Origin of the sequence: Cellulomonas algicola, assembly GCF_003851725.1 — a bacterium.
Taxonomy (GTDB): Bacteria; Actinomycetota; Actinomycetes; order Actinomycetales; family Cellulomonadaceae; genus Cellulomonas; species Cellulomonas algicola.
In genome coordinates this window covers 57,295-71,962 of the sequence record NZ_BHYL01000059.1, presented here as the reverse complement: position 1 = coordinate 71,962, position 14,668 = coordinate 57,295, and the positions used below count along the sequence as shown (strand labels likewise).

At 71.3% G+C, this 14,668-nt stretch carries 16 protein-coding genes; 8 read left to right on the top strand and 8 right to left on the bottom strand.

Going from position 1 to position 14,668, the window contains the following annotated elements; translation table 11 throughout:
- Positions 1-8: 8 nt before the first annotated feature.
- From CTKZ_RS04720 to CTKZ_RS04705, 4 genes are all read left to right on the top strand, one after another.
- Positions 9-464: a MarR family winged helix-turn-helix transcriptional regulator gene (locus CTKZ_RS04720; protein WP_124341866.1), complete on the top strand. Its 456-nt coding sequence runs from the start codon at positions 9-11 to the stop codon at positions 462-464.
- Positions 465-632: 168 nt separating this feature from the next.
- Positions 633-1,499, top strand: a complete 867-nt coding sequence (locus CTKZ_RS04715; protein ID WP_124341865.1) for a siderophore-interacting protein — start codon at positions 633-635, stop codon at positions 1,497-1,499.
- 158 nt (positions 1,500-1,657) lie between these two features.
- Positions 1,658-2,017 carry an HNH endonuclease gene (locus CTKZ_RS04710; RefSeq protein WP_124341864.1) on the top strand — a complete coding sequence of 120 codons (360 nt, stop codon included), beginning with the start codon at positions 1,658-1,660 and terminating at the stop codon, positions 2,015-2,017.
- Positions 2,014-3,240: a saccharopine dehydrogenase family protein gene (locus tag CTKZ_RS04705; protein WP_124341863.1), complete on the top strand. Its 1,227-nt coding sequence runs from the start codon at positions 2,014-2,016 to the stop codon at positions 3,238-3,240. The genes CTKZ_RS04710 and CTKZ_RS04705 overlap by 4 nt, the downstream gene beginning before the upstream one ends.
- Before the next feature lie 98 nt (positions 3,241-3,338).
- Here CTKZ_RS04705 and CTKZ_RS04700 read toward each other — a convergent pair whose 3' ends face one another.
- The gene (locus CTKZ_RS04700) at positions 3,339-3,860 is read right to left on the bottom strand and encodes a flavodoxin family protein (protein WP_124341862.1); all 522 of its coding nucleotides are present in this window, start codon (positions 3,858-3,860) and stop codon (positions 3,339-3,341) included.
- An 80-nt stretch (positions 3,861-3,940) separates the two neighbouring features.
- Here CTKZ_RS04700 and CTKZ_RS04695 point away from each other — a divergent pair, with 80 nt between their 5' ends.
- Positions 3,941-4,339 (top strand): VOC family protein, encoded by a 399-nt coding sequence (locus CTKZ_RS04695; protein ID WP_124341861.1) that lies wholly within the window; start codon positions 3,941-3,943, stop codon positions 4,337-4,339.
- Positions 4,340-4,602: 263 nt separating this feature from the next.
- Here the strand turns inward: CTKZ_RS04695 and CTKZ_RS04690 are convergent, their stop codons facing one another.
- The 3 genes from CTKZ_RS04690 to CTKZ_RS04680 all read right to left on the bottom strand — a co-directional run bounded on the left by CTKZ_RS04690 (position 4,603) and on the right by CTKZ_RS04680 (position 8,039).
- Positions 4,603-6,354, bottom strand: coding sequence for a hypothetical protein (locus CTKZ_RS04690; protein ID WP_124341860.1), 1,752 nt, complete (start codon positions 6,352-6,354; stop codon positions 4,603-4,605).
- An 8-nt stretch (positions 6,355-6,362) separates the two neighbouring features.
- A complete protein-coding gene (locus CTKZ_RS04685) occupies positions 6,363-7,415 on the bottom strand; it encodes a hypothetical protein (protein WP_124341859.1) in 1,053 nt (350 codons plus the stop codon).
- Positions 7,416-7,586: 171 nt separating this feature from the next.
- The gene (locus tag CTKZ_RS04680) at positions 7,587-8,039 is read right to left on the bottom strand and encodes a hypothetical protein (protein ID WP_124341858.1); all 453 of its coding nucleotides are present in this window, start codon (positions 8,037-8,039) and stop codon (positions 7,587-7,589) included.
- 1,020 nt (positions 8,040-9,059) lie between these two features.
- On the opposite strand from CTKZ_RS04680, the gene CTKZ_RS04675 reads away from it, so the two are divergent.
- A complete protein-coding gene (locus tag CTKZ_RS04675; RefSeq protein WP_124341857.1) occupies positions 9,060-9,410 on the top strand; it encodes a hypothetical protein in 351 nt (116 codons plus the stop codon).
- Between the two features lie 482 nt (positions 9,411-9,892).
- On the opposite strand, the gene CTKZ_RS04670 is transcribed toward CTKZ_RS04675, so the two are convergent.
- From CTKZ_RS04670 to CTKZ_RS04655, 4 genes are all read right to left on the bottom strand, one after another.
- Entirely contained in the window at positions 9,893-10,669 is a 777-nt protein-coding gene (locus CTKZ_RS04670; RefSeq protein ID WP_124341856.1) for an Ltp family lipoprotein, read from the bottom strand.
- A gap of 92 nt (positions 10,670-10,761) precedes the next feature.
- Positions 10,762-11,205, bottom strand: coding sequence for a PASTA domain-containing protein (locus tag CTKZ_RS04665; RefSeq protein WP_124341855.1), 444 nt, complete (start codon positions 11,203-11,205; stop codon positions 10,762-10,764).
- A 92-nt stretch (positions 11,206-11,297) separates the two neighbouring features.
- Positions 11,298-11,960 (bottom strand): response regulator transcription factor, encoded by a 663-nt coding sequence (locus CTKZ_RS04660; protein WP_124341854.1) that lies wholly within the window; start codon positions 11,958-11,960, stop codon positions 11,298-11,300.
- Between the two features lie 18 nt (positions 11,961-11,978).
- Positions 11,979-13,139: a sensor histidine kinase gene (locus tag CTKZ_RS04655; protein WP_160142830.1), complete on the bottom strand. Its 1,161-nt coding sequence runs from the start codon at positions 13,137-13,139 to the stop codon at positions 11,979-11,981.
- A 295-nt stretch (positions 13,140-13,434) separates the two neighbouring features.
- On the opposite strand from CTKZ_RS04655, the gene CTKZ_RS04650 reads away from it, so the two are divergent.
- Positions 13,435-14,085: a DUF4352 domain-containing protein gene (locus tag CTKZ_RS04650; RefSeq protein WP_124341852.1), complete on the top strand. Its 651-nt coding sequence runs from the start codon at positions 13,435-13,437 to the stop codon at positions 14,083-14,085.
- 48 nt (positions 14,086-14,133) lie between these two features.
- Positions 14,134-14,448, top strand: coding sequence for a YegP family protein (locus CTKZ_RS04645; protein WP_124341851.1), 315 nt, complete (start codon positions 14,134-14,136; stop codon positions 14,446-14,448).
- The last annotated feature ends 220 nt before the right edge of the window (positions 14,449-14,668 follow it).

The window sequence follows — 14,668 nt, the reverse complement described above, 5'->3', positions numbered from 1 at the left end:
TCGCCGACATGGACGACGCCGTCCCCGACGTCGAGGAGCAGGTCGCACTCCTGCTCCGCCTCGCCGACCGCAACCGGCGCCGCAGCAGCCGCCTCGAGGGCACGCTCGACCGGTCCGCCTACATCGCGCTGCGCCACCTCACGGTGGCCGGACCGTCGGGCATCAACGACCTCGCCGACCGCCTGCGGCTCGACGCGTCGACCGTCACGCGCCAGGTCGTCGCGATGGAGGAGGACGGGTACGTCACGCGGGGCCGCGACAGCACCGACGGCCGCCGCGCGGTCGTCACCGCGACACCCGCCGGCGAGGAGGCGCTCGCACGCACCCGGGCGGTCCGCGCCGAGGTGTACGACGAGATCCTCCGGCGCTGGTCGACCGCGGACCGCCGCGCCCTCGCCGACGCGCTCATCCGTCTCAACGCCGACCTCGACGCCGACCTCGACCGCGCCGCCGAGGACCGCTGACGCCGGGCGCGCGTGGCCGGGCTCCGGCGTCACGCGTGGTCGCGCGCGCGACGACGCCCTGCCCCGGGCGCTCCCGCCGACCCCGCCCGGGACCGGCGCGGCCCGTGGGATGCGCGCGCTCGGCGCAGCGACCCGGCGGCGCACAGGCGCGACGACTACGGTGACCCGGTGACCGACGCGCCCGCCCGTCCCCGTCCCGCCCCGCTCGTCGCCGAGGTGCTGCGCACCGAGAGCCTCTCGCCGTCGTTCGTGCGCGTCGTCGTCGGCGGACCCGGGCTCGACACCTTCGAGCCGTCGCCGCACGCCGACTCCTACGTCAAGCTCGTGTTCCTCCCGCCCGCCGCCGACGGTCACCGCCCCCGCCGCGACGACGGACGCCTCGACCTCGACACCGTGCGCGCCGCGCTCGACCCCACCGACGCACCGCGCCTGCGCTCCTACACCGTCCGGGCGTTCGACCCCGCGACGCGCGAGCTCACCCTCGACTTCGTCGTGCACGGCGACGAGGGCGTCGCCGGACCGTGGGCCGCGGCCGCCGAGCCCGGCGACGAGGTCCTCCTGATCGGCCCGGGCGGCGCCTGGTCGCCCGACCCGGCCGCCGCGTCACACCTGCTCGTCGGCGACGCGAGCGCCCTCCCCGCGATCGCCGTCGCGCTCGAGCGGCTGCCCAGGGACGCCGTCGGGCACGTCGTCGTCGAGGTCCACGACCCGCAGGACGAGCTGCCCCTCGCGGCGCCCGACGGCGTCCGCGTGCAGTGGGTGCACAGCGGGCTCGGGGTCCCCGGCGTCGCGCTCGTCGAGGCCGTGCTCGCCCTGCCGCCGCTGCCCGGACCGGTCAGCGCGTTCCTGCACGGCGAGGCCGGTGCCGTGCGCGAGCTGCGCCGCCACCTGCGCACCGACCGGCGCGTGGGCCGCGAGCAGCTCTCGGTCTCCGGCTACTGGCGGCTCGGCACCGACGACGAGGGGTGGCGCGCGGGCAAGCGCGCGTGGCTCGCCGACATCGAGCAGGCGGAGGTCGCCGCAGGCCTCGTCTGAGAGGGTCGGCCCGGACGTCGTCGACCGCGCGGCGCGCCCGGCGCGCGTGGCGACGCCCGCACCCACGACGTCGGCTCGCCCAGGAGGTCCTCGCTCGGGACGGCGTCGCTCGGGATGTCGCCGGGCTCCGCACGCCGTGGCCTCGTAGGGTCGGGCCGATGGCCACCACCCGCAGCACCCGGCGCGTCCGCGCGGACCGTCGCCGACGTCGGCGACTCGCGCAGGTCGACCACGACCTCACCACGGCGGACTGGGCGGCCCTGCGCGACGCGTGGGCGGGCTGCGCCTACTGCGGCGCGACCACGGGCGACCTGCAGCGCGACTGCGTGCTGCCGATCTCGCGCGGCGGCCGCTACACGCTCGGCAACGTCGTCCCCGCCTGCCGGGCGTGCAACGCGAGCAAGTGCAACGCCGAGGTGACCACGTGGATGCGCCGCAAGCGCCTCGACGAGGGCGCGTTCCTGGTCCGTCAGGCGCAGGTCGTGGCCCTGCTGACCGCGGTGGCGGTCGAACCGTGAGCACCGACCGCGAGCACGACGTCGTCCTGCTCGGCGCGACCGGGTTCGTCGGCCGGCTCGTCGCACGGCACCTCGCGGAGCACGCACCCGCCGGGACCCGCGTCGCGCTCGCCGGACGGTCGGCCGACCGGCTCGCGGAGGTCCGCGACAGCCTCCCGCCGTCCGCGCACGGCTGGCCGCTCGTCGTCGCGGACTCCCACGACGACGCCGCGCTCGCGCGACTCGCTGCGTCCGCGCGCGTCGTCGTCAGCACCGTCGGCCCCTACTCCCGCCACGGGCTGCCCCTCGTGGCGGCGTGCGCCCGCGCCGGGACGCACTACGCCGACCTCACCGGCGAGACGCCGTTCGTCCGGGAGGCCGCCGACCGGTTCGACCCTGCCGCCCGGGCCTCGGGTGCGCGGATCGTGCACGCGTGCGGCTACGACTCCGTGCCGTCCGACCTCGGCGTCCTCGTCCTGCACCGGCGGGCCACCGCCGACGACGCCGGGCCGCTGCGCGACGTGCGCCTGCTCGCTCGGGCGCGCGGCGGGGTCTCCGGCGGCACCGTCGACTCCGTGGTCGGGATCGTGGAGCAGGCCGCCCGGTCGTCGGCCGTGCGCCACCTGCTGGCCGACCCGTACGCGCTCAGCCCCGACCGCGCCGCCGAGCCGTCGACGCCCCAGCCGCCCGACACGCAGCCGGTGCGCGTGCTGCCCGGCGGCCGGTGGACCGCGCCGTTCCCGATGGCGTCGTTCAACACGCGCGTCGTGCGGCGCAGCAACGCGCTGCAGGGCTGGGCCTACGGCCGCGACCTGCGGTACGCCGAGGCGATGGGCATCGGTCACGGCCTGCGCGGGGGCGTGGCCGCGCTCGGCCTCACCGCCGGGCTCGGTGTCGCCGTCGCCGCCCTCGCCCTGCCGCCGACGCGCGCGCTCGTGCGCCGCGTGCTGCCCGCCGCCGGTACCGGGCCGGACGCGACCACCCGGGAGTCCGGCTGGTTCCGCATGGACCTCGTCGCCGTGACCGCGGGCGGCCGGCACTACCGCGCGCAGGCGTCCGGTCCCGGCGACCCCGGCTACGCCGCCACGGCCGTCATGCTCGGGCAGGCCGCGCTCGCGCTCGCGCACGACGAGGGACGCCTGCCGGACCGCGCCGGCTCGCTCACCCCCGCGGCGGGCCTCGGCGACGTCCTCGTCGAGCGGCTGCGCGCAGCGGGGCAGACGTACGCGGTCCGCGCGCGCTGACGACGCGGGCGACGCCGCGTGATGTCGCCGCCCGGGTGACCGGCCGGCCGCCCCAGTCCCGGTACCGGTCTCGGGTGAGGGTGGCGCGACGACCACCGTCAACGCACGGCCGACACCAGCCCCCGACCCCACTCCCACGCCCGGTCGACCTCGCCCTGCGCGGGTCCGCCCGACGTGCCGACGACGCGGAACGTCTCCGGCGGGACGACGAGCCGGCCGCGCAGCGCGCGCAGACGCTCGGCGATCTCCGTCGACGCCGACCCGCCGTCGGAGGTCCCCCACGCGGTGTCGAACGCGGCGACGGGCAGCGTCCCGACCGTGCGGGCGGGGGCCGCCGCGAGCCACCGGTCCAGCCCGGTCAGGCCCGAGACGACGTCGCCGTGCGCGCGCGCGGCGGCGCGCGTCGCCTCCGTGCTGAGGCCCCGCCGGTGCGTCGGGCCGCCGACGACCAGGAGCAGCACGTCGTCCGGCCACCACGGCGCGCGCTCGCCGTCGCCCACGACGCGCCCGACCTCGACGACGTCGGCGGGCAGCCCGCACGACGCGATACCGGCCCCGACGGACTCCGCGACGGCCTGGGTGCCGCCGAACATCGACTCGAACACCACGATCGCTGTCATGCCCCCACGCTCCTCGCCGGGTGCACCGGGCGCCGCGGCCGTTGGTCCCGGGTGTCAGCACGTCGTCGTAGCGTGCGGGCATGGCGACCCGCTGGACCCTGGGCGGCGACGCGGCCGACCCGCACCGTCTCGCCGCGTTCTGGGCGCTCGCGCTGGGGTACGTCCCGGAGCCGGGCTACGACGAGCCGGACGGCGCGTCGATCGTCGACCCCGACGGCGTCGGCCCGGCGATCAGCTGGCTCCGCGTGCCCGAGCCCAAGACCGCGAAGAACCGCCTGCACGTCGACATCCGCGTCGCGGGCGAGCCGCCGTGGGACTGGACCGAGCGGGAGGCCGCGATCCGCGCGAAGGTCGACGTCCTGGTCGATGCCGGGGCGACGGTCGTGCGGGAGGAGCGGTACGGCGACGACACCGGGCGCACCGTGCTCGGCCACGTCGTGATGCTCGACCCCGAGGGCAACGAGTTCTGCGTGGCGTGAGCCGCGGTCTGCCGCGTCCGCCGTCGGTGCGCCGACCGGTATCACCCGTGGCGTCCGGGCATCCGTCCGTGAATGGTTGGACGGCCTGGTCAGCGCGGGTGTCCTTCGCGGCTCCCAGAACTCATTTCTCAAGTTGTCAGACCGCGGTCGGGCGACCGTCGTCACCTGCAGTAACGCTGAGGCGATCGGGGATGTGGGCGTTTCTGGCGCGGCCGGGTACGCGAATGCGCATTCCTCAAACTGTCAGAACGACAGCCAGGAACTCACGGACGCTTCGCGCGGGCGCGGGCGATTCGGATGTTGCGGTGGGCACGTCCGCGGTGTCGTGGCCCGAGGGGATGGCAGTCGGTGCCCCAGGTGCGTCGTGCGGTGGCGGTGAGGTCGAGGTTGGTGCCGGCGAACGCCATGGCGATGAGCATGAAGTTGCGTGCGCGGCCGATGACTTCGATCTCCTGCGGCCGTAGAGCACCCATGGTGGGTCGCCGGTAGTAGGCGTGGGGGCGTTCGTTGGCGTTGCGGTTCGACCCGTACGCGTCGTCGTGCTCGAACGAGGCACGGGCGACGACGTCGGTGTGCTTCACGAACGTCGCGGGGATCGTGACGCGGGTGATCCGTTGACGGCAGGACAACGGTGCGGACTCTGCTGGTGGGGGTTGCAGGATCGTGGGGAACTTCGCTGGGTCGCGGTCCATCGTGAACGGCAGGAGGTTGCATCGCGCGGCGTAGCCGGGGCATTCGAGCTCGAACGTGACGGTCCACTTCGACGGGTCCGGTGAGCTGTCGTTCACGATGGGGCGGCGGTTCTGCCGCATGGTGTGGGTGTTGAGCAGGTCGACGATGTCCTGGTGAGCGGCGAGGTCTTCGTCGGTGACGTTCTCGTCATACATGTCGGGGGCGATCAAGTTGCGGTGCGCCGCAAGGAATCGGCCTCCTGCGCAGATCCACAGCCCGCGGATGAGTTCCGGGCCGATCGGGACCTGACGGGTGCGTGTGACACCGAAGCTCGTCACCTCTTCGATGACCATCTTCGGGATGATGCGGTCAACCGGTTCCAGCTGGTCGTTCGCCATGCACGGGCGGTACCCGTGCTGGAGGATGCGGCTGACGAACGCGTCCATCATTCCGATGCCCCGGTCGACGTAGCAGCGGGCACGACCGTGAGCCGACGGCCCCCATCCGTTGCGGATGGCAGCTTTGACGGCGAGCAACGCTGCTTCGCCTGGGTCTTGACCGGTCGCGCGGCGTGAGCCGAGGCCGACGACGTACGCGGGCATGAGGCGCTTGTAGGGGTCTTGGCCGAGGACTGCGGTCTCGACCCGGTGTTCCCAGTGGTAGTCCTTCGGGTTGTCCTTGTCAGGCAGGTACGCGGTGTCAGGGTCGGCGGAGCCCCAGTTGTCGGGCCCCATACCCGATCCCCGTCGGCCCGCCTTCATGCGGGATCTGACGTACATCTCGTCGACGGCGATGCTGCCGTTGTGGTCCGCGGGGCGCAGCCCATCGAGACTGGCGGCGAGGAACATGTTCGCGGCTTCGTGCAGCAGGTCGTCCTTGCGGGCCTGTTCCGCGCGTTGTTCCGCCGTCATGGCTCGTTCCCGTTCGAAGCGCACCCCTTGGACCTCACGGACACCGCGCGGGTGGGGGCACGCGTCGATCAGGTTGTGCATCTCGTCGTACAGGTAGCGGAACCTGTCGACCTCGACGCAGAACCCGCCGTAGTCGAGAGAGTCGGCCTCCTTGAGGACGCGGGCCATGCCAGCCCAGTGCAGCCAGTCCGAGTCACGGATCTGCCACAGCAGCTGTGTCATGGCCTTCACGTTCGGCATCGCCAACCGCACCGACATATACATCCCAGACAGCACCGCCCGGACCGTGTACCAGACCTGGGAGGGACGACCCGTCACACGCTCGAGGTGCTGCTCGAAGAAGACATCCAGCGAGGACGTGGTGATGAGGGTGCGGGCCTCCAGACGTGCTTCGACGTTGCGTGGGATGAGGTGGAACGGTCCAAGAGCCATGGCCACTCCTACGGGTGCTGTCGTAGGTGCGGCGCCATGACGGACATGGCATTCAGGACGGCGTCGCGGGTTGGTGTGTCGTGGTCGCGCAGCAGGTCGTTGAGGCGGTGGCTGGAGAAGTCGATGTCGAGGGCGCCGAACGCTGCTGCGACACCGATGCGCGTGAGGAACTCGACCCAGTACGCGTTGGACGCGCTGGTGACTCGGAACCGTGGGAGCCACGGGTCGGCACGTTCGATAGCGTTTGCGACCTCCTCGATGCAGCGACCACGCGAAAGGTTGGGGCGCACCATGTGGGCGGTGTCGACGTGGGCGGCTCGTTCGAGCAGCTGGTCGGCGGCCTCGCTGCGAGCGAGCCGGTCGATGAGACCGTCACGACCAGGGACCCGCACGATCACGTGCCTGGCCCACTTCTGAACGTCCGTGCCGCACAGGTCCACTGCCTGACCAGACGTCAGCCCGGCACCGAAGGTCAGGTTGAGCAGCGTGAGCGCGTCGTCACGAGCGGCCGGGCTGGGGATCTCGGCGACCGCTTCGTAGTACAGGCGTTCCTCGGTCGCTGTGTACGGCAGTGCGGCGCGGGTACGACCGACCGGGTGGACCTGGACTGGCACGTAGTCGCGAAGTCCGAGCGCGCGCCCGAGCTGGGCTGCGGCGCCCTTGAAGTCGCGTCGGTCCTTGTTGGACAGGCCCGCGCCTCGCGTGCTGAGGAACAAGCCGACGGCGTCCTTACCGATCACCGTTTCCACGGTCAGTGGGGCACCAGCGCGCTGCGGGCGCAACGCGGTCGTGGCAACGGTCGCGAGGATCCGACGGGTGGATGCCGGTGTCAGTGCGGCACGTTCGAGCAGTGGCGCCATGAACTGTCGGATGGGTTCCCACTCGGCGGAGTCGATCCCTGCGGGCACGTACGTCGCGATGATGTGCGCGCGTTGCTCGGGTTGCGTGCGGCGGTGCGGAGGCGGGGCCGCGGCGGCCTGCACGGCTCGCTCGTGCCGGTCCCTGGAGGCGCGGTCGAGACGTTCACGGTTGCGACCGGTTCGGTACTGGGCGGTCGGCATGCTCGCTCCAACGGCTGAACCTGATGACCTGGCGAGTGGCCCCGATGGGAGTGTTTGTGTGCGAACGCTGGTGGGTAGGCGGCGAGCGGCTCTGCCGGTTCGCGCCCCCTTGCCGGCTCTCGGTCCGCTGCAGGGCGCGGGCGCTTACCGCGCCCTGCAGGGTGACCGGCGTTAGCGGCTCGTCTTGTCGGAAGGCGACCTTGGGAACAAGAGTGACGAGTTCGCCCGCAGCACGTACCCCACCGGCAGAGCGAGCATGTTGATCGCAGCGACCTCGAGTGACGGGTCGAGAGCGGCGGCGGCGCGGCGCTCCGGTGTGATCGACATCGAGACGAACGTGAGTTCTTCGTCGGTCAGCGCGAACGCCATGTCGCGAGTCTGCTCCGCCGTCAGTGGGGCGGCGTGCCCTGCCCACCGCTCAGATGGCTCACGCTTGGCTTCCGCCGCGTGCATGTACGCGAGAACCACCAGCGCAGCGACGGTGTACGGACCTCCGCGCACCGGTATCGCCCGTGCCGCCAGGTCCTTCTCCACCCGGCGGGTGAAGGTTGTGACCGTGCGGTCCTGCAACGCAGTCAGGAAGAGCGGCCCGTGGATGTCCTTGAACAGCCGATCTCTCGCCACGATGGTGTCACCGTCGCGGATACGGCTGACCCGGACGACGGGTCCAGCTCGCCGGCGTCGACTTCACCGCGGTGTTCGGGCGGGCGGTGCACGTCGCTCGAGGGCGGCGTGCCGGGACGGCAGCGTGGTGGGCGCGCGAACCGAGTGTGAGCAAGTTCTGCACCCACGGCTCCGGCTCAGGTTGACGTGTAGCGGTCGAGGGCGTCACGCCCCCGGGGCTGGCGATGTGGAACACAGGCTTCACCATGGTGCTTACTCCCAACAGTGAGGGTGGCTTCTGGCTGATCCCGGACGCCGTGCTGCCTTCGGACACAGGCGGTCATGGAGTGACCCGCGAGGACGGTGCTGCCGGGGACCGCGCTGGTTGCGGAGCGCGTGGCGCGACTGGCTCTACCCGGTGCCGCGAGGTTCGGGGGGGCGCGCGCTGTCTGGTGCTGCGACTGCCAGGCAGTGTCGGCGGTCTGTGCGAGGGTGGTCATGCGGTCGCTCCCAATCAAGGTGGGGTCGAGCGTCGCGGGCCGACGAGCCCGCCTGCTGGTCCGTCGGTTGCCGCCGGCGGGCCAGCAGTGACGCCGGGCAGTCGGTCACTGTGCTGTACCTCGCTTCGCACGCTACGCCTCACCGATTGGTTAGTCCACAACGTCTGGGGCCGCGCGCGTCGACCTCGATCACTGCCCTCCGACCCATCTGTCCGGATGCATAGTGATGCAGAAGTTTGTTTGGCGAGGTCAGCTCTTGCCGCGTCTATACAGGTAGGTATCCCTCCGCAGCGCCGTCGGCGACTGTCGACATTCGACAAAGCCTTCGACTCGACACTCAGCCGCTCGTCCGGAAGCTCGCGCGGCGACAGTTGAGCGACATTGACGCCGGCTACCCGTTTGGTGATGGCTAGCGGCGCTGGTCACCTGCTATAACGGCGGTGTGTCGGTTGATCAGACTGGACCGCGAAGACTCGCGCCACGGGACTACTTCGATGACGACCAGTGGCCTGACGGTTCACCGCGACAGGGTGCAAGCGACGTGGTCCTCTACGCCGCGCTCGTGTCCGCGTTCGTCCATGAACGTGTAGACGCGCTCATCGCCGAGGAGACGACGCGGGCTGAACAACGAGGCTCCACCACGGCGAGCACGGCGGACCGGGAACCGATGAAGAGGCGGGTGAACCCGGGGATCGAGGGACCTCTCCGACAGATGGAGGAGGAGTGCGGCATCGCATGGACCCAGTTGCGGCACGTCTACCAAGGCGATCGTTGGGTTGGACTGGAGACGGTCGCTCGACTGGAACTGGCGTACGACAGACGCATCACCGGTCGCGACGAGGTTCACATCAGGTTGGTCCGGGCACGCCGCAATGCGGGTCGGGGATCCTGAACGTGTCGGTCGCGAAAACCACGCGGCCGCAGCGTCTGTGCGAACGACCACTCGCCGTCGACCGGCTCGTCCACGGTGTCGTCCAGCGGGCCGCCGGTCCGAGCGTCCGTCGCGTCCCACGTCCGCTGCAGCGCGTCGCATGCCGCCCGCAGCCCGTCCGGGTCGGTCGTCCGCCGCGGCTCGCAGCCCGGGGAACCGCCGGTCGAGCTCGCCTCGTCTAGCGGATGCCGTCGCCCCCGTACACCCGAAAGACAGTGTCGCCGTCGGGCAGTCACGGGGCGTCCGAGGTACGCGGCCTCAACCTGCCCCCCACGACGGCATCCGAGAGATCCGCGCCAACGAAGTGCGAGCCTGCATGTCGGCCCGACGAACCAGGCCCATCAGAGGTCGGACATGCCGCCGCACACGATCGTGCCGAAGAAGCTGATGGCCAGAAGGCCCCGTCCCGACCGGGGAAGGAGCCTTCTGGGCGGTTCGTAAGGTCACAGACCGGTTGTGTTCACGCCGTACTCGGCCTGCTCACGCGTGAAGCCCTCGCCGTACTCGCTTGTCAGCTGCTCGATCAGTCCCTGCCGAGAGAAGGCCTTGAACTCCAGGTACGACTGCGCGGCCTGCGCCGCCTCCGCGTTCCAGTCCACACCGCCTTCGGCCTCAAGCCGCGCAATGGCGAACTCGGCGTCGGCGGGCGGGAAGCCCTCGCCGTACTCGCTCGTGAGCTGCTCGATGATCCCCGCACGCGAGAAGCCCTTGAAGTCCAGGTAGGACTTGGCGGAGGCGTACGCGTTCTGCTGGGACACCGTCCCGACGCGGGCAGCCTCAGCGGCTGCGGCCTCGGCGGCTGCTGCTTCCTCAGCCAGACGCTGCTCCTCGGCGAGGCGCGCCTCTTCGGCCTTGGCGGCGGCGTCCGCCTCTTCCTGGGCCTTCCGCTCGGCTTCCGCCTCGGCGTCGGCGGCGATCTCCGCCGCGGTCTTCTCCGTCGGCGCGGCGGACTGGGTCGCGCCGGCGACGCGATCGCTGTCCTCGTCACCGCCCCCACCCAGCGCCCCGATGATGATGAAGAGCAGAAGGAGGGCACCGGGAATGATGACGCGCTTCTTCGTGTACCACGGGCGCTTCGGCGCGTTGGGGTCAACCGGAGAGGTCGCGGCGGTGGGCGGCACACCGTAGGGCGGAAGAGCAGGGTGAGGCGCGTGCTCGTCGCTCATGGGTGCTGGGTGCGGACCAGGCTGCGGCTGCGGCCCGGGGAACTGCTGGGTCATGACGTCTCCTTGCGAGTCAGCTGGTAGGGGCGATGCGGTGTCGCCTGAACCGATCCGGTACGGACCTCGGTCGTATCCGTCTCCGGGCGCGGCTACGGGCACACCTCGTCGAGCTTCACGGATGCCAGCACCACGACCGTCTCGACCGGCACGACCGTCCCTGCCGCGGGGTCTTGACCGCAGACCTGCCAGTTCGAGTCCAGGACCTGCACCCGCCCGAGAGTGCTGGCGTCTGTCTGGTCGAGCACGAAGGACCCGAGCGCCTGAAGCTGGTCCTGCGCGAGTTGCAGGTTGACCCCGATGAGCGCCGGCATGGTGAACGTCTCGTGCGCGGGGGCGGGAGCGGGCGCGGCGTCGGTAGGCGCAGTCTCGGCCGGCGGTGTGGGTGTGGCCTCAGGTGCCGGGGCGGTGACAGTGACCGTTACGGGTGGCGGGGTGGGGTCAGCCGGAGCGGTCGTCGTCGTGCAGGCGGAAACGGACGCGGCAGCGGCAGCGGTCAGCGAGACGAGCCAAAACCGTGCGGGACGTGCGGTCATGCCCGACTCATCGGCCGCTGACGGGTGAGCCTGAACGTCGACGGGTGATGACGCTGGTCACGCCACCGACACGTGCGGTGCGAGAGTCGGTGCTAGTCGGTGTCTGCGGCAGTAAGTCCTGCACGGTCGATCAGGACGGCGAGCTGGGCACGGCTGGTCACTCCGAGCTTGCTCATCGCGCTGCTCAGTTGCGCCTTCACGGTCGACTCGGAGCGGAACGTGCGCTGCGCGATCGCCTGGTTCGACATGCCGCTCGGCACGAAGGTTGCCGTCTCCAACTCGGCTGCGGTGAGCACTGCGAGCTGAGCTCGTGCCTCGGTGGTGCGGTCGTTGTGTGAGGTCGCGGCCACATGGCGTAGCACGCTTCCCGCCGCGGCGTGGTCGAGGGCGCCGTCACCAGCGGCGACCTTGCGGACCGCGTCAGCGATCGGTCCCGGGTCATCATCCTTGGAGAGGAACCCGGCAGCCCCGGCCCGGACGGCCGCCAGAACCGTGTCGTCGGTTCCGAACGAGGTCACTGCGATGACCGCGGGAGGCGTAGGGAGCTGGTTGACCGCTGCGATGGCCTCGAGGCCAGACATGCGTCGCATGTGAAGGTCCATCAGGACGACGTCGGGGCGGTGAGCGAGAACGGCGGCGACAACCTCGTCACCGTCCGTGGCGTGCCCGACGACGTCGATGTCTTGGGCTGTCAGGATCGTCGTGAGCAAGTTGCGCACGAACGCGTCGTCGTCGACGACCAAGACCCGGACCACGGGCCGATGGTAGTCGGGCTACGGCGACACCCACGGCAGGTGTGCCTCGAGGACGTGCCATCCGCCGTCGATGCGGGTGACGACGGTTCCGCCGAGAAGCGCGGCACGTTCCCTCATGCCGGTCAGTCCTGAACCGGTACCGACTACCCCGACCGGAGCCGTCGCGGGCATCGGATTGATGATGCGCACGTCGACGCCGGTCATCGAGCCGGCTCGGATCGTCACCTCGACCGGCTCTCCGGGCGCGTGCTTAAGCGCGTTCGTCAGGCCCTCCTGGACGATGCGGAACGTCGCACGTGTCAGGGCGGGCGGTGCGGTGTGAGCGTCGGTGACGAACACCGAGCTGGTGACCCACCGGCCTTGCCTGCGTGCACCGTCAAGCAGTGTCGCCAGGTCGTCGAGCGTGGTGCCTGCCATCGACGCGTCGTCCCCGGTGCGGAGCGTCGTGATCAGCCCACGCATCTCGGCGATCGCCTGCTGGGCTGACGAGCGCTGCTGGGCGGCGGCCTTCACGTCGTCGCTGGTCGCCCCGTTCTGCACCTCGAGTGCGGAGGCCTGCAAAGAGATGCGCGAGATGTGGTGCGCCACCGTGTCGTGGACCTCGCGGGCGATCAGCTCACGTTCCTCCTGCCGTGTCATCCGGTCGTGCAACGTCTCGACCTGTGCGCTCTGCCCCTCGTATGCCGCGACGGCCTGCCGCGCCAGCACGCCTGACGACCGCACGAGCCCGGCCGCCACGGCAGCTCCCACGCACACCAGCCCCACGAGGATCAGCCCGACCGTGTTGAAGCTGGTGAGCTGACCGGTCTCCACGTTCCTTGTCGACAGCACCATGTCGGCCGGGTCGCGCGACCCGTCACGCCATAGGGCGATCGCCGTCGCGACTGCGACCGCGCCGGTGCACCACCACGCCACTCGACGCGCCGCCGTCGCGAACACCCACGGCAGAGCGATCAGCGCCGTGACGGTATCCAACGGGAGAACTACCGCCGACGCCGCGGCCGCGAGCGTGAGGGGCACGGGCCATCTGCGCCGCGCGACAAGGAACCCTGCTGCGGTCAGGCCGACCAGCATCGCGATCCCGTCGACGGGGTGCAGCGTCCCCGGCTCCGCGCGGGCCTGGGCGTTGAAGGAGACAGCCACCATCGAGCTGAACGCGGCGAGTGTGACGGCTCCCACCGTGCCTGCCCTCGACCCCCGACCGCGACCGGTTCCCGGGCTTCCCGGGTGTGCCCGGTGGGCACGAACCGCGGCCGGCGGCGGCTGGCCGTAGGGCGGCGGCGCGTAGGACATGGCGCCAGGGTACGGACCTCTCGACGCCAGCCTCTTCGGCCGACCGGTCACCTCTGAGACGGGCACACGTACCCGATCGGGCACCGCAGGTCTGACCGGTTCGCCGACGCGTCCCCCCAGTACCCACGAGCAAGGTTCTGAGACATCACCAAAGCCCAGTTGCACCGACAAGGAGCCCACGATGTCCGACCCCACACTCCCCGAACACCAGCCAGCACCCACCGCGCCCTACCCGGTTCCTGGAACCGCTCAGCCCGCCGCGAAGCGCTCGTGGTTCGCCCGGCACAAGGTCCTTACGAGCATCGGTGTCGCGGTGGTCGCCCTGACGGTGGTCTCGATCGCGACCTCCGGCGGAGGCGCCGGCAACCCGGCGGCCCCCACCTCGGCCGCAGAAGACGAGCAGACGCAGCCGCCCGTCGACAACGACCAGCCGGCCGCCGCCCCCGGGATCGGCACACCGGTGCGCGACGGCAAGTTCGAGTTCACCGTCACCGCGATCGAGCCCGGCGTGCCGCTGATCGGCACCGACTCGTTCGGGCAGACAGCCCAGGGCCAGTTCGTCCTCGTGCACATGACGGTGACGAACATCGGCGCCGAGGCCCAGTACTTCGACGGGTCCTCGCAGAAGGCGTTCGACGCCCAGGACCGGCAGTTCTCCGCCGACTCCGGCGCCGCGATCTACCTGCCGGACTCGAACTCGTTCCTCAACGAGATCAACCCCGGCAACACCGTCACCGGGACCGTCGTCTTCGACATCCCGACGGACGCAACCCTCACCCGACTCGAGCTGCACGACTCGCCGTTCTCCGGCGGAACGGAGGTCGCCCTGTAGTCCACGAGCCCGTCAACCGCCGCAACACCGAACCGAAGGAGCACAGCCGTGTACTTCAAGATCGCCAACACCCAGTCCGGAGCCCCGTCCTGGTGGCTCTACGCCAACAACAACCGGCTCGTCGCCTGGGCCGGGGAGACGTTCGACTCGACCAGCAACGCCCGTCGCGCGGCAGCCGCGTTCAAGAGCGGAGCGTTCACGGCCCGCTACGAGGTCTACACCGACGCCGGTGGCGCGTGGCGATGGCGCGCCTGGCGCTCGTCGGACAAGGTCGCCGCCTCCGGGGAGTCGTTCTCCAGCAAGAACGCCGCACAGGATGCCGCCGAGAACGTTCGTCGCAACGCGGGCAACGCCGTTCTGTAGCTGGACGTCCGTGCGGGCGTCAACGATGGCGTCCCGGACCCAGGCAGGGCACATGTCGGGTCCGGGACGCCGCCGCGAGCAGTGTGCCGGTCTTGTGGTCGGTGAGCGACGCGCCCACCGGGACGAGGCGACCTCTCGGTCACGTCCAGCACGGGGGCCGCCCGCCGAGGCCGCAATCGGAGATGACGTGCAGCGGGGCAGGGACCCCGGACGACTCACG

Bases quoted from the DNA above. Each gene is read 5' to 3' on its own strand.
- CTKZ_RS04720 (WP_124341866.1), top strand. From the start codon at position 9: ATGGACGACGCCGTCCCCGACGTCGAGGAGCAGGTCGCACTCCTGCTC.
- CTKZ_RS04710 (WP_124341864.1), top strand. From the start codon at position 1,658: ATGGCCACCACCCGCAGCACCCGGCGCGTCCGCGCGGACCGTCGCCGA.
- CTKZ_RS04700 (WP_124341862.1), bottom strand. From the start codon at position 3,860: ATGACAGCGATCGTGGTGTTCGAGTCGATGTTCGGCGGCACCCAGGCC.
- CTKZ_RS04695 (WP_124341861.1), top strand. From the start codon at position 3,941: ATGGCGACCCGCTGGACCCTGGGCGGCGACGCGGCCGACCCGCACCGT.
- CTKZ_RS04690 (WP_124341860.1), bottom strand. From the start codon at position 6,354: ATGGCTCTTGGACCGTTCCACCTCATCCCACGCAACGTCGAAGCACGT.
- CTKZ_RS04685 (WP_124341859.1), bottom strand. From the start codon at position 7,415: ATGCCGACCGCCCAGTACCGAACCGGTCGCAACCGTGAACGTCTCGAC.
- CTKZ_RS04670 (WP_124341856.1), bottom strand. From the start codon at position 10,669: ATGACCCAGCAGTTCCCCGGGCCGCAGCCGCAGCCTGGTCCGCACCCA.
- CTKZ_RS04665 (WP_124341855.1), bottom strand. From the start codon at position 11,205: ATGACCGCACGTCCCGCACGGTTTTGGCTCGTCTCGCTGACCGCTGCC.
- CTKZ_RS04650 (WP_124341852.1), top strand. From the start codon at position 13,435: ATGTCCGACCCCACACTCCCCGAACACCAGCCAGCACCCACCGCGCCC.